This is a genomic window from Paraburkholderia sp. BL10I2N1, assembly GCF_004361815.1.
GTDB lineage: Bacteria > Pseudomonadota > Gammaproteobacteria > Burkholderiales > Burkholderiaceae > Paraburkholderia.
In genome coordinates this window covers 2,450,841-2,473,318 of record NZ_SNWA01000002.1, presented here as the reverse complement: position 1 = coordinate 2,473,318, position 22,478 = coordinate 2,450,841, and the positions used below count along the sequence as shown (strand labels likewise).

Sequence of the window (22,478 nt, the reverse complement as noted above, 5' to 3'; positions counted from 1 at the left end):
GAGACCGTCATGCCCATGACCCTCTCACCTGACCCAGGCGTTCTTTACGCCGCGACGCGCGGTTCGCAGCCGGGCGCCTTTCATCGCGTAACGTACTGACTATCCGTCAACCGGCTAACCCACTTACCTGGCCCTACTCTCATGTCCACGAATTCAATCCCATTGAACGCTACCCCGGCGGTCACCGAACTGCGCGTCGTGCCCGTCGCGGGTCGCGACAGTATGTTGATGAACCTGAGCGGCGCACACGGCCCGTTCTTCACTCGCAACATCGTTATCCTGCGCGACAGTGCCGGCAACACCGGCGTAGGTGAAGTGCCCGGGGGCGAGAACATCCGCAAGACCATCGATGATGCCCGTCCGCTTGTCGTGGGTCAGTCAATCGGCAATCTGCACGCCACACTCAACAAGGTGCGCACGCAGTTCGCCGACCGTGACGCCGGTGGCCGCGGCTTGCAGACCTTCGACCTGCGCACGACAATTCATGCGGTGACCGCGCTCGAAGCTGCCCTGCTCGATCTGCTCGGACAACATCTGGGCGTGCCCGTCGCAGCACTGCTTGGCGAAGGCCAGCAACGGGACGAAGTGGAAATGCTCGGCTACCTGTTCTACATCGGCGACCGCGGGAAGACTGACCTGCCCTACGCCAGCGGTGCAGAGGGACGCGACGACTGGGAGCGCGTTCGCACTGAAGAGGCCATGACACCCGAGGCGGTCGTGCGCCTGGCTGAAGCGGCACAAGCGCGCTATGGCTTCAACGACTTCAAGCTCAAAGGCGGCGTTCTTCCTGGCGACGCCGAAATCGAAGCGGTGACCGCCCTCGCTGAGCGGTTCCCGAAGGCACGCGTGACGCTCGATCCGAACGGTGCCTGGTCCCTGTCGGAGGCAATCCGTCTATGCCGCGACAAACACGATGTGCTTGCCTACGCAGAAGACCCGTGCGGCGCCGAGAACGGCTATTCGGGCCGTGAAGTGATGGCCGAATTCCGCCGCGCAACCGGCCTGCCGACCGCGACGAACATGATCGCCACGGACTGGCGTCAGATGGGTCACGCCATCCAGCTGCAATCGGTCGACATCCCGCTCGCCGACCCGCACTTCTGGACCATGCAAGGCTCGGTGCGGGTCGCGCAGATGTGCAACGAATGGGGTCTTACGTGGGGATCGCATTCGAACAACCACTTCGACATTTCGCTCGCCATGTTCACGCACGTTGCCGCCGCGGCGCCTGGCAAGATTACCGCCATCGATACTCACTGGATCTGGCAGGACGGCCAGCGCCTGACGCGCAATCCGCTGCAGATTGTGGGCGGGAAGGTAAGGGTGCCGGAGAAGGCCGGTCTTGGGGTTGAACTCGACCTGGACGAACTCGATAAAGCGCATGCGCTGTATCAGCAGCACGGTTTAGGCGCACGCGACGACGGCATCGCCATGCAATACCTGATACCGAACTGGAAATTCGACAACAAGCGTCCGTGTCTCGTGCGCTAGGTCAAACATTACCCCGGATGCGGCCTTGATGGCCGCTGACTTGCATGTGCCTTTGCCTCCTCCGGACTTTCGTAGATATACGTTGAGACGCTACGCTGCTGTAGCGCCTCTCCAAGCTTCATCCTGAGAAAGCTGCTCGTCGTATATCTCGTCACTCCCGAATAGAACCGGGAGACGAGGGACGTCACCATATCGGAATAGGCGTCGATGACTTCCGGACGGATTGAGAAGTTATCGTAGTTCACCACCGCGTGCGGCTTCACGCGAGCGTCGCGCAGCCTGGCTTCGACCTCTGCCCGTATAGCCTCGACGTCTTCGAGGCTGGTAACTTCGTGCCCTTCAAAATTGATGAAAAGTATGTTCTGGGCGGCGTCGTAGCTGAACCGTTCGCTGAAGCGCAGCCTGAGGATGGCGCCTCGCAGACCCATCGGGGCAGGCCGAAATATGCGTTCGTCCATCAAACGCGGCGCTTTGTCGATTACCGGAGCAAAGCCCATCTGCGCAACGATATCTCTCTGGATATCTATCCCGGGCCCGACCTCAACAAGTTCAAGGCCAGCGGCCGTGAGCGAAAACACACACCGCTCGGTCACGTAGAGCACCGGCTGGCCACGCTTTAACGCGTACTCACCGCTGAAAGTCCGATGCTCGACGGTATCGACAAATTTGTGGCAGGTTCCGTCACGCAGGATTATCAGACGTCCGTCTTCAATTGCGATATCGAGATCGCCTGCGTTGAACGTGCCGACGAATACAACCCTCTTGGCACTCTGGCTGATGTTGATAAAGCCGCCCGCGCCCGCGAGCTTCGGGCCGAATTTGCTTACGTTGAGGTTGCCCTGCCGGTCGGCCTGCGCGAGACCGAGAAAAGCGATGTCCAGCCCGCCACCATCGTAGAAGTCGAACTGATAAGGCTGATCGATGATGGCCTGGGTGTTCGTTGCCGCGCCGAAGTTCAGACCGCCGGCAGGAATACCCCCGATGACGCCCGGCTCGGTTGTCATCGTAAAGAGGTCGATGACCTGTTCCTCATTGGCGACACTTGCGATTCCCTCCGGCATCCCGATGCCCAGGTTGACGACACTGTTGGCCATCAATTCGAACGCGGCCCGCCGTGCAATGACCTTCCGCGCGTCCAGCGCCATCGGCGGCAGCGATGTCGCGGCAACCCGAAGTTCGCTGGAAAACGCGGCGGAATAGGGCACGGCGAAGGTTTGCCAGTGATGCTCGGGCTGCGCGACGACCACGCAATCGACCATGATGCCCGGTATCTTGACGTTCCTCGGATTCAAGGTATTCGACTCTGCAAGCCGTTCGACCTGAACTATCACGACGCCACCGGAATTGCGAGCGGCCGTTGCAATCGACAGTGATTCGAGGGTGAGTGCCTCCTTCTCCATCGTGACGTTGCCCGACGCATCCGCCGTCGTACCTCTGATGATGGCGACGTCTATCGGAAATGCCTTGTAAAAGAGAAACTCTTCGTCGTCGACCAACATGAGGCGGACCAGGTCGTCGGTCGTCCGTGAGTTGAGCTTGCCGCCACCATATCGCGGGTCCACGAACGTGCCCAGCCCAATCGTCGACAGGTGCCCCGGCTTGTGCGCGGCGATGTCACGAAACAGATGTGAAATGACGCCTTGCGGAAGGTTGTAAGCCTCAATCAGGCCATCGATTGCCAGCTTCTGCAGGCCGGGAACAAGACCCCAGTGACCGCCGATGACCCGTCGCACCAGACCGGCGTGCGCGAAATGGTTCAGGCCTTTCGTCTTGCCGTCCCCTTGCCCGGCCGCGTAGACCAGCGTCAGGTCGCGCAGAGTCGGGCCATCGTTTCCTCCGGACTCGAGAAACCGCTGCTCCAGGGCAACGGCAACTTCTTCCGCAAATCCGATCCCCACGAAACCACCGGTGGCAATGGTGTCTCCGGAACGCACCAGCTGGACGGCTTCGCGTGCAGTCACAACCTTCCCTCGCTCAACGCTGCGCGTCGAGGAAGGAAACGGATAGTGGAATCCTCCGTTCATGATGTCTCCTTGTCCGCGGTGGGCGTCGACGTGGCACGGTGTGACGCGCAGAGTTCCGCGACGTTCAAGACCGTCGGGAGCACCGCTGCACCACGCGCACCAGTTCGGAACGTCATGGCCGCCGGCTCGGCGGTCGCGTCTCTCAGCCGTGGCCCGTGCGAAATAGCCACTTGCGACGATTCTGCGCCTTAGTCGACTGGTCCGCTACCCTGACTCGTACGAGAGTAGCGGCAGCTACGCCCTGAAATCTCCAGTTTCAGAACTCGCGACTGCGGGTTGTCATCACGGGGGTTCGTGGAGTTAAGGCCAACGCCTTTGCTCGGAAAAGCAAATGGACACACGACCTCATTGCAGCGCGCGAGTATCGCGGTGTCCTGGTCGAGTTCCGACTCCTGGAAGCGCGAATCGCAGTCGAATGCAGCGTTCGTTTGGCCCTGGCGCTCTGACCGAAAGCTTTGCACGCCAGATATGCCTGAGGCCGGGCCGCCGACAGAACGACGCCCGGCCTGTACTACCTGAAATCCGAGCTGGATAGCTCAATCATTCACACCGCGCCGGCTTCAATGACAGTCGCTGGGACAAGGCGTTCTGGTCGCGCGACGATGCGGCTGCCGTTATCCCATAGCTTCCTCCGTCAAGCTGCCAGAAGTGCCTGTTCACGTTCCATGTCGCGAGGCGCTGCGCAGGAATGAAGACCTTCACCAGTTGAGCCTCGCCAGGTTGAAGCATCACTTTCGTCCAACCGACAAGCCGCTTAGGCGGCTCTCCCAGCCCTGGCGGCAGCGTGGCGTACACCTGCGCAACTTCTGCGCCCGCGCGCGACCCGGTATTCGTTACCGTGAACGTCACTGTGACGTTTCCACGGCCGTCGGCCTGCGCGTTCATTCTCGAATAGCCGAAGGTCGTGTAGGACAACCCGTGTCCAAACGGGAACAAGGGATCGATGCTCTTCGCGTCGTACCAACGATAGCCCATCAGCAAGCCCTCGCTGTAGACGACGTTGAGATTACTTGCATCGATCGTTGTTTGAGGCAGGTCGGCATCCCGCTTAGGGAATGTGATCGGCAGTTTCGCCGACGGATTAGCATCACCAAACAGGATATCCGCGATCGCCTGGCCGCCCTGTACACCCGGATACCAAGCCTCGACAACGCCTTGCACGTTATCGATCCATGGCATGAGAACGGGACTACCGTTCTCGAGCACGACAATCACCCGTTTAGCCTTCGCTGCTACCGCAGAGATAAGCGCGTTCTGATCATATTGCTCGTTGCCTGGATCGCTCTGCGCGTTGGGTAGTGACAGGCTGGCCAGATCCGAACCCTCGCTTTCCCATTGGGTGGCAAAGACGATTGCAACATCGGCCTTCGATGCCGCGTTTGCAGCTGCGACCGGGTCCGTGCCGTCAAGGTAAGTCACCGTCGCACGCGGGGCTTTGCCCCTGATCGCGTTGAGCGGGGGCGATTTGTACCAGGTCGCGCAGGTCGAGAGGAACGGACTGCTCGACTGGCAGCCGGTGACCGCGTTACCGTCCGCTGCCGGGACCGCGCCTGAACCACCGCCCGACATCACCCCTGCGTCGGCATGACCGCCGACTACCACAACCGACGACAGCGCATTAGCCGACAAAGGCAGCACCGGTTGATAGCTACCTCCTGGCTGTGCGTTTTTCAAGAGTACGATTGACTGTTGCGCGACTGCCAACGCATCCGCATTGCCCGCTGCGCGATCGACCGTTCCACCAGGCTTTGGCGGATCATCCATCATGCCCAGGCTGATCAGGGTGCGCAGCTTCCGTTGAACCATGTCGTTCAGTCTGGACATGGGTACGCTTCCCGATGTCACGGCATCCTTCAGTTTTGAGTTGAAGTAGGAAGTGATGCCAAACGAGGCGCCCGCCGTACCGGCGTCACCTGGCTGCTCTTCGTCTAGGCCTGCCAACGCGGACGCCACCGTGCTGTGGTTGGCCGTCCAGTCAGACTGCACGATTCCCTTGAAGCCCCAATCGCCCTTCAAGGTCGTCGTGAGAAGGTACGGGTTCTGGCATGCATATGTGCCATTGACCAGGTTGTAGGAGCACATCACGTTGCCCGGTCTGCCCTCCTTCACGCCGATCTCGAATGCAAGAAGCTCGGTCTCCCTCATCGTTCGTTCGTCGACGACCGAGTTACTCGTCGTGCGATTCGTCTCCTGATCGTTCATCGCATAGTGCTTGACCGTTGCAATGACCTTCTGCGACTGCGTGCCAATGGTGCGGGCCGCACTCATTGTGCCGGCAAGCACCGGGTCTTCTCCCATGTACTCGAAGGTCCGGCCGTTGCGCGGCTCACGCGCAAGGTTCACCCCGCCGCCAAGGCCCTCAGCGTAGCCCAGAACGCGCAGTTCCTTCGCAATGCGCCTGCCGTAAAACGTTGCCAGCTGCGGGTTCCAGCTTGATGCGAGCGCGACCGGAGAAGGAAACGCCGTCGCGCCCACGTTCGAGACGTTCACCCCGCCCGCGGAGTCGGCACTTGCAATTGGCGGAATTCCAAGCCGGTCAATGCCGGGGATGTAACCTGCACCATGTACCCAGGACGGGAACGGGCCGCCAAAACCAATGTTCGGAAACCCCGTGCCATGCACAAGCTGTATTTTCTCGTCGAGCGTCATCTGCGCGACAAGCCGGCCCGCGCGCTGGTCGATCAATGCATCCGCCCCGCTCCCGCTGCCCGGCCGGTCATCCGCACCGTGTGCTGGAGGGGTTGCGCCTCCCAAACCAATAGCAGCAGCGAATGCGCTTAGCGCGGCAAACGGGCTGGCTCCCATGGCAGTGTTAGGACCACTGCTCTCGTCGGCTTGCGACGCAACGCAAAAGGCTAAAAGAGAGAAACTCGCGAGGATCGACAATTGCATCCGGGGGCTCTTCATTCACATCTCCTCATGTACGGGGTGGCAGTTTATGTATTCAGGCTACAAGCCATTGTCCTGGTGCTGATGCATCAACCTGCGTTGCCTATACCCGCGCTTCCACCGTGCCAGTCAGTACCGGATCCTCCGCCGTGTATTCGAAGGTGGGGCGCGGCAAGCGCGATCGGCGCTGGCCGCGCGGTCACGCGCGCGTTGTTGTCTTTGACCCCGCGGCCGGATCGGTTCTGCTTGTCGCGGGAACACCGAGCCGGGGAATGTCGGGGATATAGCTTGAGCCGCTCAGCGCTTCGGCCGGGGAGGTACCATAGCCGGGAATCGGCATACCGGTGCCATGGACGAGCTGGCGTTTCTCAGTGGTCGTCATCTGGGCGACGAATTGAGCCGTCCGCTGATCGGCAACTCCTCCCGGGTCGGTCGATGCGGGCGTAATATCGTGGCCGCATGCGTCAATCGGCATCGCAATGCCGCATGCACAAGCAATGGCACCGGGTTCCATTGAGTTTTGGTTTTGCCGACTCTTCGAATCGAACCGATGCATTACTCCTCCGGTCAGGGCATCTTCTGCTTGTGAAATCGAGTGTAATGAAGGCATCGGCGTCGCATTTGATCGCAAGGAGCGGTATTTGATCGCGCCGATCCCAGTGGAAACCCGAATTGATCGACCCGCGTCGTAGTAGGGGAAACTTGCGCGTCATACGGAGAAAACAACGATGATGGCCTTTCAGAAAACTGTCTCGGCGCGTATTTATCGATTGTTTCTCGCGCATGCCGAACGGAACGGTTGCGATCCACGTGCGATCGCCAAAGGAATGGGACTCGATGAAGACTCGCTCGAGAACCCTTATGCGCGGGTCAGTCGCGACAGACATTTGAGCCTGTTGAGAATGGCGGCGGATTGGACCGTTCCATTCGAACCGGTCAAGAATGGAATCGCGGGATGGCTTCGTCCGTTCCCCGAGCTCGCGGGCGTCGTCTGCAATTGCCCGACGCTCGGCGATGCGATGCAACATTTCGTTCAATACCGCGACATCATTGGCAATGTGGATTGGGTCACGGTCCAGCAATCGGACGACTCGATCGCAATCGAATATATGCTCGACGGCGACGATCTCACGGGACGTGCACTTGGCAACTTCGCGATCATCGTCGATCTCGCGCGGCTCTATGACCCCCGCGTGAAGGTGGGTGACGCGGAACTGAGCGGTGCGCCGTCGCCCGCATATAAAACATGGAGCGATGTGATCGGCACACGCATCGAGCATCATCAGCCGCGCAATCGTCTCGTTCTCCGCTCAAGTGCGCTTCATACACCGTTCGTGAAATACAACGAGACGCTCGCGAGCATTCATCTCGATGCGGCGATGCGCCTGCGCGAGACGATCCGCGGTCGCGCGTCGTTCGCCGAGCAGGTCAAACTGCACTTACACGAGTGGCTGCGTGACGCGTCCGACGACCTGTCCCAGGAACGGATACAGCAACGCCTTTGCGAACAGCTGGGAATTTCACGTTGGACGTTACAACGGCGGTTGCAGGCCGAACAGGTTCAGTTCGGCCATCTGCTCAATCTCGCGCGTGTGCATGAAGCGACCTGGCTGCTTACCCATACGCAGCTACCGATCAGCGAAATCGCCGATCGCATGCGTTTCGGATCGACGAGCGCGTTCACCCGCTTCTTTACGCGCGCTTACGGGACACCACCGACGCGCTATCGAACGGCGAATTGGCGCGGAACTGATCCGTTGACGACGATCGGTCAGGCATAGCTCTCACCAATCTCCTGACCGTCTTGTCCTTGCACCAGGTTTCGCCCCACGCGCGCAGCGCGTGAATGACGGGATAGAACGACCGACCCTTCCCGGTCAGCCGATATTCGCGGCGTAGCGGCTTCTCGCTATACGGATGACGCTCGATCATTCCATCTGCCTCGAGCGACTTCAGGCGGGTTGCCGCCATTTGCGGCGTCGCTTCCGTCTGAATCTGTAGAACAGATCGCCCTCGCAGGTGCATACGCATATGTCCAGTGAGATCGACTTCGGCGGGACTCACGCCAACCACCTGAAATCATCCGAAAATCCACGTCGCACTTGACACTATGTTTTTCATAGTTATATGCTGCGCTCAGGTTATGCGATACGTGAGACGTCACGAATCGTCCGACAAAAGCAGCGCGCCCGCCGACTACAAAACGCGGCCGGTTCGCCCGCACTTTCTGACTGGAGCACTGAAATGACTAACCCTGTGTATCGCGCGGAGCGCACCGGCCTGTTACTGGTCGACCCGTATAACGACTTTCTCTCGAACGGCGGCAAGGTATTTCCCATGATCAAGGCCATCGCCGACGACGTCCGGCTGCTGGACAATCTCCGCGCCACGGTCGCCACCGTGCGCGAGGCCGATATCCAGGTCTTCTACGTACCGCACCGTCGGTGGCAACCCGGCGATTACGACAACTGGGATCATCCGAATCCGACTCAACGTCTGATTCAGCAACGTCACACCTTTGCAAATGGGACGTGGGGTGGCGAATGGCACCCGGACTTCGTGCCGCAGGAAGGCGACATCGTCATCCAGGAACACTGGGGCCAAAGCGGCTTTGCCAACACCAATCTCGACTTCCAGTTGAAACAGCAAGGCATCACACACGTGATCGTCGTCGGCCTGCTGGCCAACACATGCATTGAATCGACGAGCCGCTTTGCGATGGAACTGGGCTATCACGTCACACTCGTGCGCGATGCAACGGCCGCGTTCACCAGGGAAATGATGCACGCCGCACACGAACTGAACGGCCCGACTTTCGCCCACGAAATCCTGACGACCGTCGAGTTGATCGCCGCGCTTCCGCCCGAATCACATGGAGACCATGCATGAAGCTCACTGGCAATCTGCTCATCGGCGCGCATGACGTAGCCGCAACCGCCGGCACCATGAAGGCGCTGAATCCAGCGACGAATGTTGAGATTGAACCGCTCTTCGCGTTTGGCGGAATCGCGGAAGTCAATCACGCAGCACAACTCGCCGATGAAGCATTCGATAGTTATAACCGTACGAGCCTTTCCGAACGTGCCGCGTTTCTCGAACGCATTGCCGACGGCCTCGACGCCATCACACCCGAGCTCGCGCAACGCGCGTCGTTCGAAACCGGCTTGCCTGTTGCTCAACTTGAAGGAGAAGCTGCGAAGTCGGCGACCCAGTTTCGCCAGTTCGCGACCGTCGTCCGGCAAGGACGCTTTCGCCAGGCAACGATCGATCCCGCCCAGCCGGAGCGTCAACCACGACCGCGGATGGATCATCGCTTGCAGAAGATCGCGCTGGGTCCTGTCGCGATCTTCGGTGCAAGCCGATCTCGTATTCGGTCGCAGGCGGCGATACTGCGTCAGCACTGGCCGCTGGCTGTCCCGTCATTTTGAAAGCCCACAACGGGCATCCCGGCGCGTCCGAACTGATGGGCCGCGTGATCCAGCAGGCTGTGAAAGATTCGGGACTGCACGAGGGCGTGTTTTCTCTGGTCCGCGGCCGCGGTAATGTGATCGGCGAGGCGCTGGTCGATCACCCGCTCATCAAGGGCGTGACCTTCACGGGCTCCGAAGGCGGTGGAATGGCGCTGTTCCGGCGCGCGCAGCAACGTCCTGATCCGATCCCCGTCTTCACCGAAATGACCAGCGTCAAACCGACTTTCGTGCTTCCGGCTGCGCTTGCTGCACGTGGCGGCGATATCGGCGATGGTTTCACCGAGCGTATGCTGGTCACCGTGGGTCAGGCCTGCCTGAAGCCCGCGGTCCTGCTCGCCATCGATGGTCCCGGCTATATCGAACTGAAGCGAGCGATGATCGCGCGTGTCGAATCGATGCAGGCGCGCACGATGCTGACGCCAGGCATCAGCTCCGCATATCGCAAGAATGTGGAGCGGCAGAGCAACGCAGGTGCAGAACGAATCGCAGCGGGCGGCAAACCGCAAGGTGCGTGGGACGGTCAATCGGTTCTCTTCGAGGTCGACGGAGCACGCATGCTCGACGAGCCTTCATTGTCGGAAGAAGTATTTGGCCCGGCTGCACTTCTGGTGCGTGTGAAAGACATCGAACAGCTGATCGCAATTGCGAAGCAGTTTCGCGGTCAGCTGTCGGCGACCTTCCAGATCGATCCGTCCGACTATCCGCTCGCCGCGCGCCTGTTGCCGCTGCTCGAACGTCGCACGGGACGCATCGTCGTCAATGCGTTCGCGCATCCGCAAGAAGTGTCATACGCATCGATTCATGGCGGCCCATTTCCCGCGACGTCGGATAGCCGCTTCACCTCAGTTGGCATGAGTTCGATCGAGCGCTTTCTGCGCCCCGTGTGCTATCAGGGCTTCCCGGACGAACTGTTGCCCGAAGCCTTGAAGCATGACAATCCCCGCGGCATCTGGCGCCTCACGGATGGCGAGTTGTCGAAAGCCTGATTCAAGCTGGCGATCACACGAAAGGAACCCGCGACCTGCGTGTGTCGCCGGGTCGCGGGCTCTTCGTGAGTTGCACTGTGATGGTCAACGCGACACTGCTCAAGGGAAGCGTTTCATGGACAAGATCCACCACATGCGCGTGTTTTCACGCGTCGTTGAGGCCGGCAGTTTCACCGCCGTGGCCAACGTTATCAATAGCAACGTCGCGCACGTCTCGCGCGCTGTTTCGGTACTGGAAGACGAGTTGCGTGTCCGGCTGTTTCATCGCACGACGCGCCGCATCACGCTCACTGATGCGGGCGAGCGCTACTACCGACGCTGTCAGCAGATTCTCGCCGACCTCGATTACGCCGACGCCGAAGCCGGCGATGCGCTGAACGAACCATACGGCACGCTTCGCGTTCACGCAATGCCTGGGCTTGGACAGACGCATCTCGCAGCTTGCATCGTCGACTATCAGAAGCGTTATCCGAACGTGAACATTGAGCTCGTGCTGTCGTCGACGATGCCAAGACTCGTCGAGGAACAGTTCGACGTATCGGTCGTGACGGCACAAGCGCTTCCTGACTCTGGCTACGTTAGCCAGGTGACAGGCACCAGCTACAGCGTGCTGGTCGCTGCACCGTCGTATCTGGAGAAGCATCCTCCGTCGCGTTCGCCGGAAGACCTGGAACGCCATGCATGCGTGCGGATACAGTCGCCTGCGTCGCCGGCGAATGACTGGCAGCTCGAGAGTGCCGACAGCGTGCTGTCGATTTCATCGACTGCACGCTTCAGGGTCAACGATCCGGAGGCCTTACGCATGGCGCTGCGCGCGGGCGCGGGGATCGGCGCGCTGGCCGTTTACTCGGCAATCGACGACCTGCGCGCCGGAACGCTCGTGCGCGTCCTGCCGCAGTTTCAGTTGCCCACTCGCAAAGTCTATTCGGTTTATGCTTCGCGCCGTTATATCGACGCAAAGATCCGCACGTTCGTCGACTTCCTCAAGGATGACCTCGGCGCGAGGATTTCCTCGCAGGAATCCGCTCTGAACACCCGAACTCACTGGATCCCCACATTCAGATCGCGTGATTCCGATGAGCTTGCCGGCGTCTCGAAGCACAATGGAGAACTGGTCTCCCTCGATGGCATCCCCCTGGATCGTGCCGCTTAGGTCCCCGCAAAGGCCACGTTCCGCGCCCGGCGCACGGGCAGTCCAATCGCCTCACGAAGGCCTCCAGGCAGCGCGTGCTGAAGCCGTCGTTACGCGACTGCACGCCCATGCTGCTCCAGTAGAGATGACCGCTCGGCAGCTATCGCTGGCAAGCGCGGAGACGTCGCAGCCGTCGCTCATTGCCGAAAGCAAACGATTGCTGCCTTGATCGAGCAAGGCAACCGCAGGTCATCAGTTACGGTGCAAAGTTTGCACTCCGTAGTTTTTTAGCAGATTAAAAAAGGCTTTTACCGAACGCTGTCTTTTTCTTCCGAAGCGTGCTCCCTAGACTGCATCTCAAAGGCTTCGCAATGTTTGCCTGTCAACTCGATTCAGAGGTTAAACATGAAGTCAGTAACAGAGCGCGTAACCGTGCGCGCTCCGCAGACTCGCACGCTCTTGTTCGGAGAATCACCATGTCTTTAGTATCGTCAGCGCCCATCCGACGCAGGTTTGTTGCATCCGTCGCGGCCGCAGTGGGCATTACACTCGGCACTGCCTTCAGCTACGCCCATCCGGTTCCGGCTGCGGGCCTGCCTTCCACGAAACAGCCCGCAACGGCTGAGGACGACTCAATCCGTCCGTCCCCCAAAGTCCATGTGCCGCAGGCAGCCATTGACGAGCTTCGCCGGCGGATCGCCGCCACGCAATGGCCGGTGAAGGAGACCGTCGCAGACTCTTCGCAGGGCGTGCCACTCGCGACCATGCAGAATCTCGCACGCTATTGGGCGACGGACTATGACTGGCGTAAAGCGGAAGCGAAGCTGAATGCCCTTCCGCAGTTCGTGACGACCATCGACGGAGTGGACATCCATTTCATCCATGTTCGTTCGAAGAACCCCAATGCGCTTCCATTGATCATCAACTATGGTTGGCCCGGCTCCGTGCTCGAACAGATCAAACTGATCGGACCGTTAACGGACCCGGTCGCGTATGGCGGAAAGGTTGAAGACTCATTCGACGTCGTCATCCCGTCGATGCCGGGCTACGGTTTCTCCGGTAAGCCGACGACGACCGGCTGGGGTCCCGAGCACATGGCGCGCGCCTGGGCCGAGCTGATGCGCCGTCTCGGATATCAGCACTACGTCGCTCAGGGCGGCGACTGGGGTGCGTTCGTCGTCGATCAAATGGGCTTGCAGGCACCTCCGGGATTGCTCGGCATTCACACCAACATGCCCGCGACGGTTCCTGCGGACATCGACAAGGCGCTCCAGAACTGCGCCCCGGCGCCAGCCGGTCTGTCGGCGGACGAGACCCGCGCTTACGGGCAGCTCGCCGAGACGTTCAAGGAAGTGGACTACGCCCGCTTGATGGGGTCGCGGCCACAGACACTCTATGGCATTGACGATTCACCCGTTGGCCTTGCCGCGTGGCTCCTCGACCACAATGATGCCAATGGCCAGCCAGCCGCAGCAGTCGCCTCGGCTCTGAACCGGTCCACGAGCGCCACAGGCGAACTGACGCGTGACGAAATCCTCGACAACATCACGCTGTATTGGCTGACCAACACGGGCGTGTCTGCGTCTCGTCTCTACTGGGAATATAAGGGTGGCTTCTTCAACGCCAAAGGCGTCAAGATCCCGGTGGCCGTGAGCGTGTTTCCCGGCGAGCAATATCAGGTGCCCCGGAGCTGGACAGCGAAGGCTTATCCCAACCTCATCTATTACCACCGAGCTGAGAAAGGCGGCCACTTCGCCGCGTGGGAACAGCCACAACTCTTCGCCGAGGAGCTCCGCGCGGCGTTCAGACCGCTGCGCCGACAACAGTGAGGCCCCGCCGGTTGCTGTCGCACGTTTTGCAAAACGCCCGGTTCACGACACACACCAGATACGACGGCGCGCCCAAATGCATTAACGACGGAGCGCGACCAGTTGCCACGCAGCCAATGCGTTCCGGGTGTTTCCCAACCCTTCATCGTTTCAAGGAGAACAGCATGAAAACTTCGATTATCGCTTTGGCTTTTGCCGCATTCACCGTTTCGGGCTTCGCTCAGGCCGCCGATGACGCGACGACCGCCACCTCCACGCAGACGGCGCAATCCGGTACGAGTCGCATCGGCGCATCGCCGAAGACGCGTGCCGAGGTGCGTCACGAATTGGTGCAGGCGCAGAGGAACGGCCAGCTCGCCAGTCTCAGAACGCTCTATCGCGGAAGCTGAACCTGCACATCGACATACTTATCCGAGGTCCCATCATGAACAGGCATCTCATCGCCGCCTTCCTCATCGGAGCCAGTGCAGTTGCGACCGGCTCCGCCTTCGCCAGCAGCGGCTACGGTCCGGCCCCGCACTACGACCCGATCACAGGCGCGCCCGCGTCGCAACGCGGCCTGAATAGCCAGACAATCATCATCGATCAGGGCAACGCCGATCACGGCACGCGGGCGTTCGGCGGCATGTCCGATACGACATCGCAGTCGGGTACGCGGCTCGCGGCCCGCGATCCTTTCTTCACCTACTCGCATCACTGATGGCACCGCGACAAGGAGTTCATCACGACTCGAATCGACAACGTGCTGTACACGGGCAAGACCCGCACAACGGGCGGACGCGACGGGCTCACGGTCGCGACCGAGCGCCCGAGTGTGCGGGCCATGGCCCGCCGCTCGGGCGTTCATCGTGCATCTCCTGCGTATCGCGCAGTCCTGTTGCATGGACCGCAGATCAACGCGGCAGGTTGGACTGTGGCGGACTCGGCCATCGCATGGCCTGGCCCGCGAGAGGCAGCGCCGTACCAATAGGGCGCAAATCAGCCAGCCGGCGCCGGACTCGACTGGCGAGCCCCGTCGCTGGACGTCAAACGACTGTCCACTGGCAGATCATTATCTTCTGCAAACCGGACAACGAAATCAAACGCTTCAGGGCACACTCTCCGGAGTTCACTGGAAACAATCAGGCATTTAACGCCGGTGTCGACGAGAGGCATGGCGAGCCGCGTTGAGGCAATGTGAACGCCGGGCCGACGCTCCCCGACGAAGAGAACGATGACGCCCATCAGACGCTCGGCCCAGTCGCTCGGGCGGAATACCTTCCGGTGGTGCGTGAGGCCCCTGATCAGATAGTGTTCGCTGCAGTCGGCTGTCGTCATGCGAATACGGTTGATGGCTGGAGCGCCGTCCAGTTCTGCTGTCCGAGTTTCCCGGCAGGCGCCTCCGCTTTTTCATCCAGCCGGAAAACCGCCACTGCGCCGTCGAGAGCGCGCGCCTGTTCTTCCAGCGACGCAGCGGCCGCGGCTGCCTGCTCCACCAATGCGGCGTTCTGCTGGGTCGCGTTATCCATCTGCGTCACCGCACGGTTGATCTGGTCGATACCGCGTGACTGTTCTTCCGAGGCCACGCTGATTTCGCTGACAATGCCAGTGACGTTGCGTGCCGCCCTGACGATTTCTGCCATCGTCATGCCTGCGCGAGCCGCGAGTTCGCTGCCGTTCTGCACCTTGGCAACCGAATCGCCGATCAGCTCTCTGATCTCTTTCGCAGCAGCGGCCGAGCGTTGCGCGAGCGCGCGCACTTCGCTCGCGACCACTGCGAAGCCGCGTCCCTCTTCGCCGGCCCTCGCAGCTTCGACGGCTGCATTCAACGCGAGGATGTTGGTTTGGAACGCGATGCCCTCGATCGCACCAATGATATCGACGATCCGACTTGAACTCGATGACATGTCCGCGATCACGTCGACAACCTGGCCGACGACGTCGCCGCCGCGCGCCGCGATCTCCGACGCGTTTTCCGCGAGCGCGCTGGCCTGCCGCGCGTTGTCGGCATTTTGCCGGACAGTGGCAGTCAACTCTTCCATGCTCGATGCGGTCTCCTCCAGGGTCGCCGCCTGCTGCTCGGTCCGGGTCGACAGGTCGGCATTGCCGCTCGCGATTTCGCGGACGCCGTGCGTGATCGCTGCCGTCCCTTGCCGCACCTGGTTCACGGCACCGGCGAGCGCTGCCTGCATCCGGGCAAGCGCGGTCATCAACCGGCCCATTTCGTTGGCGCGCAGCGTATCAATCGCGCTTGTCAGGTCTCCAGACGCGATGCGCTCGAAATGACGAATCGCCTGATTAATGGGCCGCACGATCGACGCCGTCAGCATGAAGCGTGCGAACAGACCCAGCACGATCGCAGCGGACCCAATTGCGCCGAACAGCCAGAGGAGCATGTGGAAATGCTGTTGTGCCGACGCAAAACGCGACTTTTGCTGCTCTGCCTGAAAATCCTCCAGCGCGAGCGCGGCGCTCCTGTAGTCACTGAACAATGTGTCGGGTGCCTGCCGCTGCGTCGTCCGGAACGACATGAAATCGTTCTGGTCGAGCGCCGCGATTTCAGGCGCAAGCGCCTGTTTCATCAACACCTCGCGCTTCGCGCGCAGCGCGTCGCCCAGCTTCCTCTCAACCTCATTCGAGGGCGGCTGCGCGGCATAGGCAGCCAGTTCGCGATCGCTGTCAGCCTGCCCGGCGTGCACTCGCGCCAGCACGGCCTCGGTCGGTTTTCCCTGTGCGACGAGCGTTTCGTACGCACCGAGATCGACCCGCACCTGCAGGAGCGCTTCGCTGCTGGCGGTAAGATGTCGCAGCGCGGCCGTTTCCTCGCTGTACAACCTGTCGAGCGCCGTGTTGGCCGTTTTCAGGCTGGCGATCGATGTTGCGATCACGAGCATCAGCGCGGCCGTGTAGCCAGCGATCGTGATCGTTAGAGCCGTCCGGATAGTAGTAGTTCTGAACATGGCTGCTTCCCCCGACCCGCTAAACAGAAAAAATGCGGCGGTCGGATAAGTCCGCCGCCGCCAGTAGGAGCACATCGATGAAACGACCAGCGCGAAGCTGATTCCCGGATCAGAAACGGGTGCGAATGCCTGTGGTCAGTTCGAGCTGGTTGGTCGCACCAAAGGTGGTTCCGACTGTGTAGCCGCCATGAAGCTTCATGTAGTCACCCGCCACATACACTTCCGTGCGCTTCGACAGGTGATAGAAGGCCGACCAGTACAGCGTCTCCTTCCAGCCGTTGTGGAGGGCCGACGTCGGGTCAAAAGCGCCAAGGTTCGCGTTCGGGATATCGCCATCGATGTTGTACGCGGCGTTCTTCGTGCGCATCTGCTGATAGCCGAGTTGATAGTCGAACGGACCCTTCGGCGAAAGCTTGAGCGACACTGTCCACGCGTTGTCCTGACGCTGGCCGAGCGTACCCTGATTACCCAGGTAACGGAAGTAACCGGCGTTGGTGCGCAAGATGCCGAAAGTGTAATTGCCACCGACCGAGAACGACTGGTTGGTGAAACCTTCGCGGTTCACGTGGCTATAGAAGCCCGACACATTGAACGGGCCGCCGTTGTACCCGAGCGCTGCCTGGTAGTTGGCGTTGGTACCGAAACTCGTTGAGTTACCGAACGCGTAGCCCGCACTGGCGAAGATACCGTTGCTGAACAGTTTCTTCCACGCGAGGCCATTTTCATAGCGCGTGCCTGTTGCGCTGGCCGCGTAGAAAATCATCTGCTTGAAGTTGTTCGCATTGGTCCAGCCACCTTCTTCGGTGGTCAGTTGGGCCGAGCCATACGGATCGCCATAAATTGTCGATGCGTCGCGAGCGATGGTGTTCTGGAACCCCGCCGTGATCTTGCCGAACGTGTCGTTCTGGATGCCTACCCACGCGTCACGATCGAAGATCTGGCCCGGGTCTTCCATCTTGCCATCGCTCACGCGAAATTCACTCTCCAGCCGGAAAATGATCTTCGAACCCCCACCGATGTCCTCCGCCCCCTTCAGACCCCAGCGGCTGCCGCTGAACCACGGTTCGCCGCCAATACCCATGCCGATCACGTGATCGCCGTTCGCATTCGCGTGCGACTGATAGGTTGGTACGCTCAGATCCATCAGGCCATAAAGCTGAACGCTTGACTGAGCGTGCGCGCCGGTAGCTGCAAAGGCCCCTGCCGTAACGGTCAAAGCCAGATACTTTTTCTTCAAGATCGTCTCCTCTAATTACTACACAAAATATCGCTTCTGTTGCACGCTGCAACCGCGGTCCGAATACCCAGTGACGTCCCATGTCAGCGGATGAGCGCAATCCTAGTCATCTCAATCCTTCAGCCACCTTTCCTGTCTCGTCTGTACCACTAAGTGCATTCACTGATATACATCACAGAACCGGCATTAACTACGTGGCATCTTTGCTGCGCAGAATGGGTATCCTTCCACCCCCTTGAAGATCAGAATGCCGCGGGTCTCCACTTCAACAGACGCTTTTCCAGTGTGGTGAGCAGATAGTCCGCCGTAAGCGCCACCACCGCGAGCACGATCATCGCCGCGAATACGCCACTCGCGTTGAACGCGCCCTGCGCGGTCGAGATCAGCAGCCCGATGCCCTGCTTCGAACCCAGGAACTCGCCCACCACCGCACCGACCAGCGCGAAGCCAAAGCTCACGTGCAGGCTGGCCAGAATCCAGCTGAGCGCCGACGGAATCACCACCGATGTCGTCACCTGACGGCGCGATGCGCCCAGAATCTGCGCGTTCGCGATCATGTAGCGGTCGGCTTCACACACGCCCTGGAACGCGTTGGCAAACACGACGAAAAACACCATCACGACCGCCAGCGCCACCTTCGACGCCATCCCGAGACCCAGCGCAATCACGAACACCGAGCCGAGCACGACGCGCGGAATCGAGTTGGCGATCTTGATGTAGAGGCTGAACACGTCGGACAGCAGCTTGTTGCGGCCCAGCACGATGCCGCAGAAGATGCCCGCCACCGAGCCGATGATGAAGCCCAGACCGGTTTCTTCGAGCGTCACCCAGACTTGGGTCAGAAGCGGCCCTTGCGAGGTGCCGTTCACGAACCAGTCGACGATCTGCGCGAAGATCGCCGAGGGCATCGAGAAGAAGAACGGATCGATCCACTTGAGCCGTGCGGACAGTTCCCAGCCGCCGAGCACGACGACCAGCACCAGAATGCGCAGCGAAACCACCAGCGCGTGACGCTGACGGATACGCTTTTGCGCGACGCGCTCGACCTGCGCGAGCGACGTGGGGTCGATGCCCGCGGGCATCGTTTGTTGAGGGGTGGACATGCCTGATGTGCTCCGCTTTGCTTGATTAACCGATCTGCACTTCTTCGCGCAGGTCGTGCCAGATGTCGCGTGAGATCTCGATGAAGCGCGGCTCGTAGCGGATCTCCGAGGTGACGCGCGGACGCGGCAGGTCGATCTCATACACCTTCTTGAGCGTCGCGGGCCGCGCGGTCAGCACGAACACACGGTCGGCGAGCGCAATCGCTTCCTCGAGATCGTGCGTGACGAACACGACCGAGCCCGTGCCTGACCACAGCTGCAGCAGCTCGTCCTGCATCAGCGTGCGGGTCTGCATGTCGAGCGCGGAGAACGGCTCGTCCATCAGCAGGATTTCCGGCTTGTTGATGAAGGTCTGCGCCAGCGCGACGCGCTTGCGCATCCCGCCCGACAGTTGATGCGGATAGTGCTTGCCGAACTTGTCGAGACCCACGCGGCGCAGCCATTCATTGGCCTCGTCGTAGGCCGCCGATTTCGAGCGCCCGCGATACAGCGGACCCGCCGCGACGTTATCGAGCACCGAACGCCACGGAAACACGGCGTCCGCCTGAAACACGAAGCCGATGCGCGGATCGATGCCATCGACCGGCGCGCCCATGATGCGCACTTCGCCGGTGGTCGGCTTCAGGAGGCCCGTGATCATGCTGAGCGTGGTCGACTTGCCGCAGCCCGTCGGTCCGACGACGGCGACGAATTCGCCTCTCGCCACCGACATGCTGAAATCGCGTAACGCGATCGTCGCCTTGCCGTCCGGGGAAATGAAACGGCATGAGACCGAGCGGAACTCAATCACAGGGGTGTCTCGGGAAACAGCGTGGTTCATCAGGAACATCCGTGGAAGTGGCCGGTGCCGCGAACGCGGCACCGGAAGCGCAACGAAATCCGGCCGCATCGGATGCAGATGCAACGCGACCGGCAAGCGCTGACTTATTTCGCTTCAACAAACTCGTTGGTATAGGTTTTGGCAAGCTCGATGTGCTTGCCCTTGACTGATGGGTTGAACGCCGACAACACCTTCAGCACGGTCACCGGACCGTCGGCCGGCATTTTGCCGTCCGGCGTGAACATTGGCAGCGACGCCTTCAGTGCACCCACGTAGAGCGGCTTGTCCTTCTGGTAGTCGTCGGGCATCTTTGCGGCGATTTCTTCGGCGCTATGCGTGTGGATGAACTGCATCGTGCGAACGAACGCATGCGCAAGCTTGGTTGCGTCAGCCTTGTGCGCATCAGCCCACGCCGCTTGCACATAGAGGCTCGACGCCGGATAGGTGCCGCCCAACGCCGCCTTCGTGCCCTCGACCGAGCGCATATCGACGAGCACCTTCGCGTCGCCGGACTTCTGCAATGCGGATACAGTGGGCTCGGTCGTCATGCCAGCGTCGATGCGGCCCTGCTTGATTGCCGCGATAAAGCTGGCGTCGGCCCCCACCGGCAGCATCGTGTATTCCGTCGACTGGATGCCGTGCTGTCCGGCAAGGTATTGAGTAAGAAAGCTTGTCGACGATCCGAGGCCCGTCACGCCAAGCGTCTTGCCCTTGACATCGGCCATCGATTTGACCGTGTCGGCGGCCTTGGTCGACACCATTTCGACCTCGCCCGGCACCTGACCGAACACGACGATCGCCTTGACGTCCTTGCCTTTGGTTTGCAGATCGATCGTGTGGTCATAGAAACCGACAACAGCCTGCACAGCGCCAGCCAGCAATTCGTTTTCAGCGTCAACGCCGGCCGGCTGCGACAGGACCTCGACGTCGAGCCCTTCGTCCTTGAAATAGCCGAGCTGTTCGGTCAGTTTGGCCGGCAGATAGATGATCTTGGTGGCTCCGCCGACCATGATCGTGATTTTGCCGCTGTCGGCCGCCATCGCTTGCTGGGAAGCAAGGCCAAATAGCAGGCTGGAAGCGATGGCGATATGGCGCAGCGTGCGAATGCTCGTGGTCATCGATAGTCTCCGTTGTTGTCTGTGGCGGCGGAATGTCGCCTGTCTACATCGATGGTGCGATTCTAGGAAAACGAATCCTTCCCCCAGCTTTCATGGAGATCGATGTTTCATAGGGGATTTCCATGGCGACCACAGGCCGGCATCTGGACGATTCCATCAGCCGACTCGGGTTGACCGTGCTGAAGTCGCCACCCCGGACGCCGACCGCCAATGCGATCTGCGAGCGGGTCATCGGCACGATTCGGCGCGAGTACCTGGATTGGCTGATACCGCTCTCCCCGTCGCATCCGTAGCTGGGTCTAGTGCAACGTTACTGGTAGAGGGAGCGCGCGCCGTCGTCGACGGCGGGAATCTGCCCATGTCTGTTGGCCAGGAGGGCAACGGCCAGATGACCATCAAGAATGGTGCGGTGGTCGCCGTCGGGAACAACGACCCGCTCATCTACCCGTGGGCCCTGGTAATCGGAAATCACGCCCACTACATTGACCACCAGGTCCAGGTTGCCACTGGCCAGGTCACGGTCTCGGATGCGACGCTGGTGGCGCGCGGACAGGTGATTGTCGGGCGCAAGGGCATCGGAACGCTGGAGGTCAACGCAGGTGCCTCCGTCGTCGCGGAGGACATGGCGATTGGTTGGGCACCGCCGCCCATGGCAGGGCAGCAAGGAGGACAGGGCTCCGTGTCGGTCAACGGCGAAAATGCGCGCCTCGTCGTCGCCAACATGCTTGAGGTTCCACACATGGGAACGGGCTCACTCTCGGTGGGGGGGAAAGGGCTCCGTGTCTGCAGGCGTGCAGATTTACGTGAATGCAACGCTAACGCTGAGCGACGGGCAAATCGAGACGACCGCCCTGGAGATCGACGATCAGGGGACACTGACCGGGCACGGGACGGTGACCGCTTCCGCGGGTTTTGTCATCAACGGGACGATAACTGCCGGTAAGCCATTGAACCTTATTGGCGACATCGACAACGCCGGCACAATCACGGTCGCTTCAGGCGGCCACCTGCGCTGCTTTGGAAAACTACTCTCCGACAGCGGTACGATCGAGTTGCAGTCAAACGGCGTAGCAACGGTTGAGGACGTTCAAGCCCCTCAGACGATCGCCTTTTCCGGTCCCAGCGCGCGGCTTGAACGACGAAGCCCCGGGGCATTTTCAGGGACCATTGACGGCTTTGCGCAGACCCACACGATAGAACTGGATGCCGAGGCGACCGGTTTCACGGTTACAGGCGGCGGGGGCACCACCATGGTCACCCTAAGCGGCCCATCCGGCACTGTCGCGCGGTTGCAGATGAACGGCAGCTGTACCACCGCTAGCTTTACTCTCACGCAACTGCCCCATGGCCGCTCGGAGATCGTGCATGCCTAAGCCGGACGAGCCGGAACCAAACAGGTAGTACGATGCGTAGCCATATAGCCAGCCGATGCCGAAGTGA

At 60.7% G+C, this 22,478-nt stretch carries 20 protein-coding genes and 1 pseudogene; 10 read left to right on the top strand and 11 right to left on the bottom strand.

The features are described from left to right. Nucleotides 1–141 precede the first annotated feature (141 nt). Nucleotides 142–1,491: a glucarate dehydratase gene (gene gudD, locus B0G77_RS33415; protein WP_133666087.1), complete on the top strand. Its 1,350-nt coding sequence runs from the start codon at nucleotides 142–144 to the stop codon at nucleotides 1,489–1,491. A gap of 8 nt (nucleotides 1,492–1,499) precedes the next feature. On the opposite strand, the gene B0G77_RS33410 is transcribed toward gudD, so the two are convergent. The 3 genes from B0G77_RS33410 to B0G77_RS33400 form a co-directional block, all read right to left on the bottom strand. Continuing rightward, nucleotides 1,500–3,515 carry an acyl CoA:acetate/3-ketoacid CoA transferase gene (locus tag B0G77_RS33410; protein ID WP_133666086.1) on the bottom strand — a complete coding sequence of 672 codons (2,016 nt, stop codon included), beginning with the start codon at nucleotides 3,513–3,515 and terminating at the stop codon, nucleotides 1,500–1,502. A gap of 540 nt (nucleotides 3,516–4,055) precedes the next feature. Then, on the bottom strand, nucleotides 4,056–6,422 hold the full coding sequence (locus B0G77_RS33405; protein WP_243751318.1) for a glycoside hydrolase family 3 C-terminal domain-containing protein: 2,367 nt from the start codon (nucleotides 6,420–6,422) through the stop codon (nucleotides 4,056–4,058). A gap of 181 nt (nucleotides 6,423–6,603) precedes the next feature. Next, complete coding sequence (locus B0G77_RS33400; protein WP_133666085.1) at nucleotides 6,604–7,014, bottom strand: hypothetical protein; 411 nt, start codon at nucleotides 7,012–7,014, stop codon at nucleotides 6,604–6,606. Nucleotides 7,015–7,132: 118 nt separating this feature from the next. On the opposite strand from B0G77_RS33400, the gene B0G77_RS33395 reads away from it, so the two are divergent. Then, nucleotides 7,133–8,185, top strand: coding sequence for an AraC family transcriptional regulator (locus B0G77_RS33395; protein ID WP_133666084.1), 1,053 nt, complete (start codon nucleotides 7,133–7,135; stop codon nucleotides 8,183–8,185). Here the strand turns inward: B0G77_RS33395 and B0G77_RS33390 are convergent. Next, nucleotides 8,097–8,429, bottom strand: a complete 333-nt coding sequence (locus tag B0G77_RS33390; RefSeq protein ID WP_279571367.1) for a helix-turn-helix domain-containing protein — start codon at nucleotides 8,427–8,429, stop codon at nucleotides 8,097–8,099. The genes B0G77_RS33395 and B0G77_RS33390 overlap by 89 nt on opposite strands. A 219-nt stretch (nucleotides 8,430–8,648) precedes the next feature. On the opposite strand from B0G77_RS33390, the gene B0G77_RS33385 reads away from it, so the two are divergent. The 6 genes and pseudogenes from B0G77_RS33385 to B0G77_RS33360 all read left to right on the top strand — a co-directional run bounded on the left by B0G77_RS33385 (nucleotide 8,649) and on the right by B0G77_RS33360 (nucleotide 14,521). Beyond that, nucleotides 8,649–9,293, top strand: coding sequence for an isochorismatase family cysteine hydrolase (locus B0G77_RS33385; RefSeq protein ID WP_133666083.1), 645 nt, complete (start codon nucleotides 8,649–8,651; stop codon nucleotides 9,291–9,293). Continuing rightward, nucleotides 9,290–10,860: pseudogene (locus tag B0G77_RS33380) on the top strand (aldehyde dehydrogenase (NADP(+))). The gene B0G77_RS33385 and the pseudogene B0G77_RS33380 overlap by 4 nt, the downstream one beginning before the upstream one ends. A gap of 115 nt (nucleotides 10,861–10,975) precedes the next feature. Further along, on the top strand, nucleotides 10,976–12,013 hold the full coding sequence (locus B0G77_RS33375; protein ID WP_133666082.1) for a LysR family transcriptional regulator: 1,038 nt from the start codon (nucleotides 10,976–10,978) through the stop codon (nucleotides 12,011–12,013). 455 nt (nucleotides 12,014–12,468) lie between these two features. Further along, on the top strand, nucleotides 12,469–13,821 hold the full coding sequence (locus tag B0G77_RS33370; protein WP_133666081.1) for an epoxide hydrolase: 1,353 nt from the start codon (nucleotides 12,469–12,471) through the stop codon (nucleotides 13,819–13,821). A 164-nt stretch (nucleotides 13,822–13,985) separates the two neighbouring features. Further along, on the top strand, nucleotides 13,986–14,210 hold the full coding sequence (locus B0G77_RS33365; RefSeq protein WP_133666080.1) for a DUF4148 domain-containing protein: 225 nt from the start codon (nucleotides 13,986–13,988) through the stop codon (nucleotides 14,208–14,210). A gap of 35 nt (nucleotides 14,211–14,245) precedes the next feature. After that, a complete protein-coding gene (locus B0G77_RS33360; protein WP_133666079.1) occupies nucleotides 14,246–14,521 on the top strand; it encodes a hypothetical protein in 276 nt (91 codons plus the stop codon). Nucleotides 14,522–14,799: 278 nt separating this feature from the next. On the opposite strand, the gene B0G77_RS33355 is transcribed toward B0G77_RS33360, so the two are convergent. From B0G77_RS33355 to B0G77_RS33330, 6 genes are all read right to left on the bottom strand, one after another. Next, a complete protein-coding gene (locus B0G77_RS33355; RefSeq protein WP_133666078.1) occupies nucleotides 14,800–15,138 on the bottom strand; it encodes a DUF3579 domain-containing protein in 339 nt (112 codons plus the stop codon). Beyond that, on the bottom strand, nucleotides 15,135–16,760 hold the full coding sequence (locus B0G77_RS33350; protein ID WP_133666077.1) for a methyl-accepting chemotaxis protein: 1,626 nt from the start codon (nucleotides 16,758–16,760) through the stop codon (nucleotides 15,135–15,137). The genes B0G77_RS33355 and B0G77_RS33350 overlap by 4 nt, the downstream gene beginning before the upstream one ends. A gap of 109 nt (nucleotides 16,761–16,869) precedes the next feature. Next, nucleotides 16,870–17,997, bottom strand: a complete 1,128-nt coding sequence (locus B0G77_RS33345; protein WP_133666076.1) for a porin — start codon at nucleotides 17,995–17,997, stop codon at nucleotides 16,870–16,872. 242 nt (nucleotides 17,998–18,239) lie between these two features. Next, on the bottom strand, nucleotides 18,240–19,100 hold the full coding sequence (locus B0G77_RS33340; protein ID WP_133666075.1) for an ABC transporter permease: 861 nt from the start codon (nucleotides 19,098–19,100) through the stop codon (nucleotides 18,240–18,242). A gap of 25 nt (nucleotides 19,101–19,125) precedes the next feature. Continuing rightward, nucleotides 19,126–19,920: an ABC transporter ATP-binding protein gene (locus tag B0G77_RS33335; protein WP_133666074.1), complete on the bottom strand. Its 795-nt coding sequence runs from the start codon at nucleotides 19,918–19,920 to the stop codon at nucleotides 19,126–19,128. A 104-nt stretch (nucleotides 19,921–20,024) separates the two neighbouring features. Beyond that, nucleotides 20,025–21,038, bottom strand: coding sequence for an ABC transporter substrate-binding protein (locus tag B0G77_RS33330; protein WP_133666073.1), 1,014 nt, complete (start codon nucleotides 21,036–21,038; stop codon nucleotides 20,025–20,027). A gap of 122 nt (nucleotides 21,039–21,160) precedes the next feature. Between B0G77_RS33330 and B0G77_RS43590 the strand changes: the two genes are divergently transcribed. Beyond that, a complete protein-coding gene (locus B0G77_RS43590) occupies nucleotides 21,161–21,331 on the top strand; it encodes a transposase family protein (RefSeq protein WP_166656325.1) in 171 nt (56 codons plus the stop codon). A gap of 17 nt (nucleotides 21,332–21,348) precedes the next feature. Here the strand turns inward: B0G77_RS43590 and B0G77_RS44825 are convergent, their stop codons facing one another. Further along, the gene (locus tag B0G77_RS44825; protein ID WP_243751317.1) at nucleotides 21,349–21,777 is read right to left on the bottom strand and encodes a hypothetical protein; all 429 of its coding nucleotides are present in this window, start codon (nucleotides 21,775–21,777) and stop codon (nucleotides 21,349–21,351) included. Nucleotides 21,778–21,817: 40 nt separating this feature from the next. On the opposite strand from B0G77_RS44825, the gene B0G77_RS43585 reads away from it, so the two are divergent. Beyond that, nucleotides 21,818–22,411 carry a hypothetical protein gene (locus B0G77_RS43585; RefSeq protein WP_243751316.1) on the top strand — a complete coding sequence of 198 codons (594 nt, stop codon included), beginning with the start codon at nucleotides 21,818–21,820 and terminating at the stop codon, nucleotides 22,409–22,411. Nucleotides 22,412–22,478: the final 67 nt, after the last annotated feature.

Excerpts from the sequence above, each read along its gene's own strand:
- B0G77_RS33360 (WP_133666079.1), top strand. The coding sequence starts at position 14,246 with ATGAACAGGCATCTCATCGCCGCCTTCCTCATCGGAGCCAGTGCAGTT.
- B0G77_RS33410 (WP_133666086.1), bottom strand. The coding sequence starts at position 3,515 with ATGAACGGAGGATTCCACTATCCGTTTCCTTCCTCGACGCGCAGCGTT.
- B0G77_RS33355 (WP_133666078.1), bottom strand. The coding sequence starts at position 15,138 with ATGACGACAGCCGACTGCAGCGAACACTATCTGATCAGGGGCCTCACG.
- B0G77_RS33330 (WP_133666073.1), bottom strand. The coding sequence starts at position 21,038 with ATGACCACGAGCATTCGCACGCTGCGCCATATCGCCATCGCTTCCAGC.
- B0G77_RS33375 (WP_133666082.1), top strand. The coding sequence starts at position 10,976 with ATGGACAAGATCCACCACATGCGCGTGTTTTCACGCGTCGTTGAGGCC.
- B0G77_RS33395 (WP_133666084.1), top strand. The coding sequence starts at position 7,133 with ATGATGGCCTTTCAGAAAACTGTCTCGGCGCGTATTTATCGATTGTTT.
- B0G77_RS33400 (WP_133666085.1), bottom strand. The coding sequence starts at position 7,014 with ATGCCTTCATTACACTCGATTTCACAAGCAGAAGATGCCCTGACCGGA.
- gudD (WP_133666087.1), top strand. The coding sequence starts at position 142 with ATGTCCACGAATTCAATCCCATTGAACGCTACCCCGGCGGTCACCGAA.
- B0G77_RS33365 (WP_133666080.1), top strand. The coding sequence starts at position 13,986 with ATGAAAACTTCGATTATCGCTTTGGCTTTTGCCGCATTCACCGTTTCG.
- B0G77_RS33390 (WP_279571367.1), bottom strand. The coding sequence starts at position 8,429 with ATGCACCTGCGAGGGCGATCTGTTCTACAGATTCAGACGGAAGCGACG.
- B0G77_RS33385 (WP_133666083.1), top strand. The coding sequence starts at position 8,649 with ATGACTAACCCTGTGTATCGCGCGGAGCGCACCGGCCTGTTACTGGTC.
- B0G77_RS33370 (WP_133666081.1), top strand. The coding sequence starts at position 12,469 with ATGTCTTTAGTATCGTCAGCGCCCATCCGACGCAGGTTTGTTGCATCC.
- B0G77_RS33405 (WP_243751318.1), bottom strand. The coding sequence starts at position 6,422 with ATGAAGAGCCCCCGGATGCAATTGTCGATCCTCGCGAGTTTCTCTCTT.
- B0G77_RS33335 (WP_133666074.1), bottom strand. The coding sequence starts at position 19,920 with ATGAACCACGCTGTTTCCCGAGACACCCCTGTGATTGAGTTCCGCTCG.
- B0G77_RS43590 (WP_166656325.1), top strand. The coding sequence starts at position 21,161 with ATGGCGACCACAGGCCGGCATCTGGACGATTCCATCAGCCGACTCGGG.
- B0G77_RS33350 (WP_133666077.1), bottom strand. The coding sequence starts at position 16,760 with ATGTTCAGAACTACTACTATCCGGACGGCTCTAACGATCACGATCGCT.
- B0G77_RS33340 (WP_133666075.1), bottom strand. The coding sequence starts at position 19,100 with ATGTCCACCCCTCAACAAACGATGCCCGCGGGCATCGACCCCACGTCG.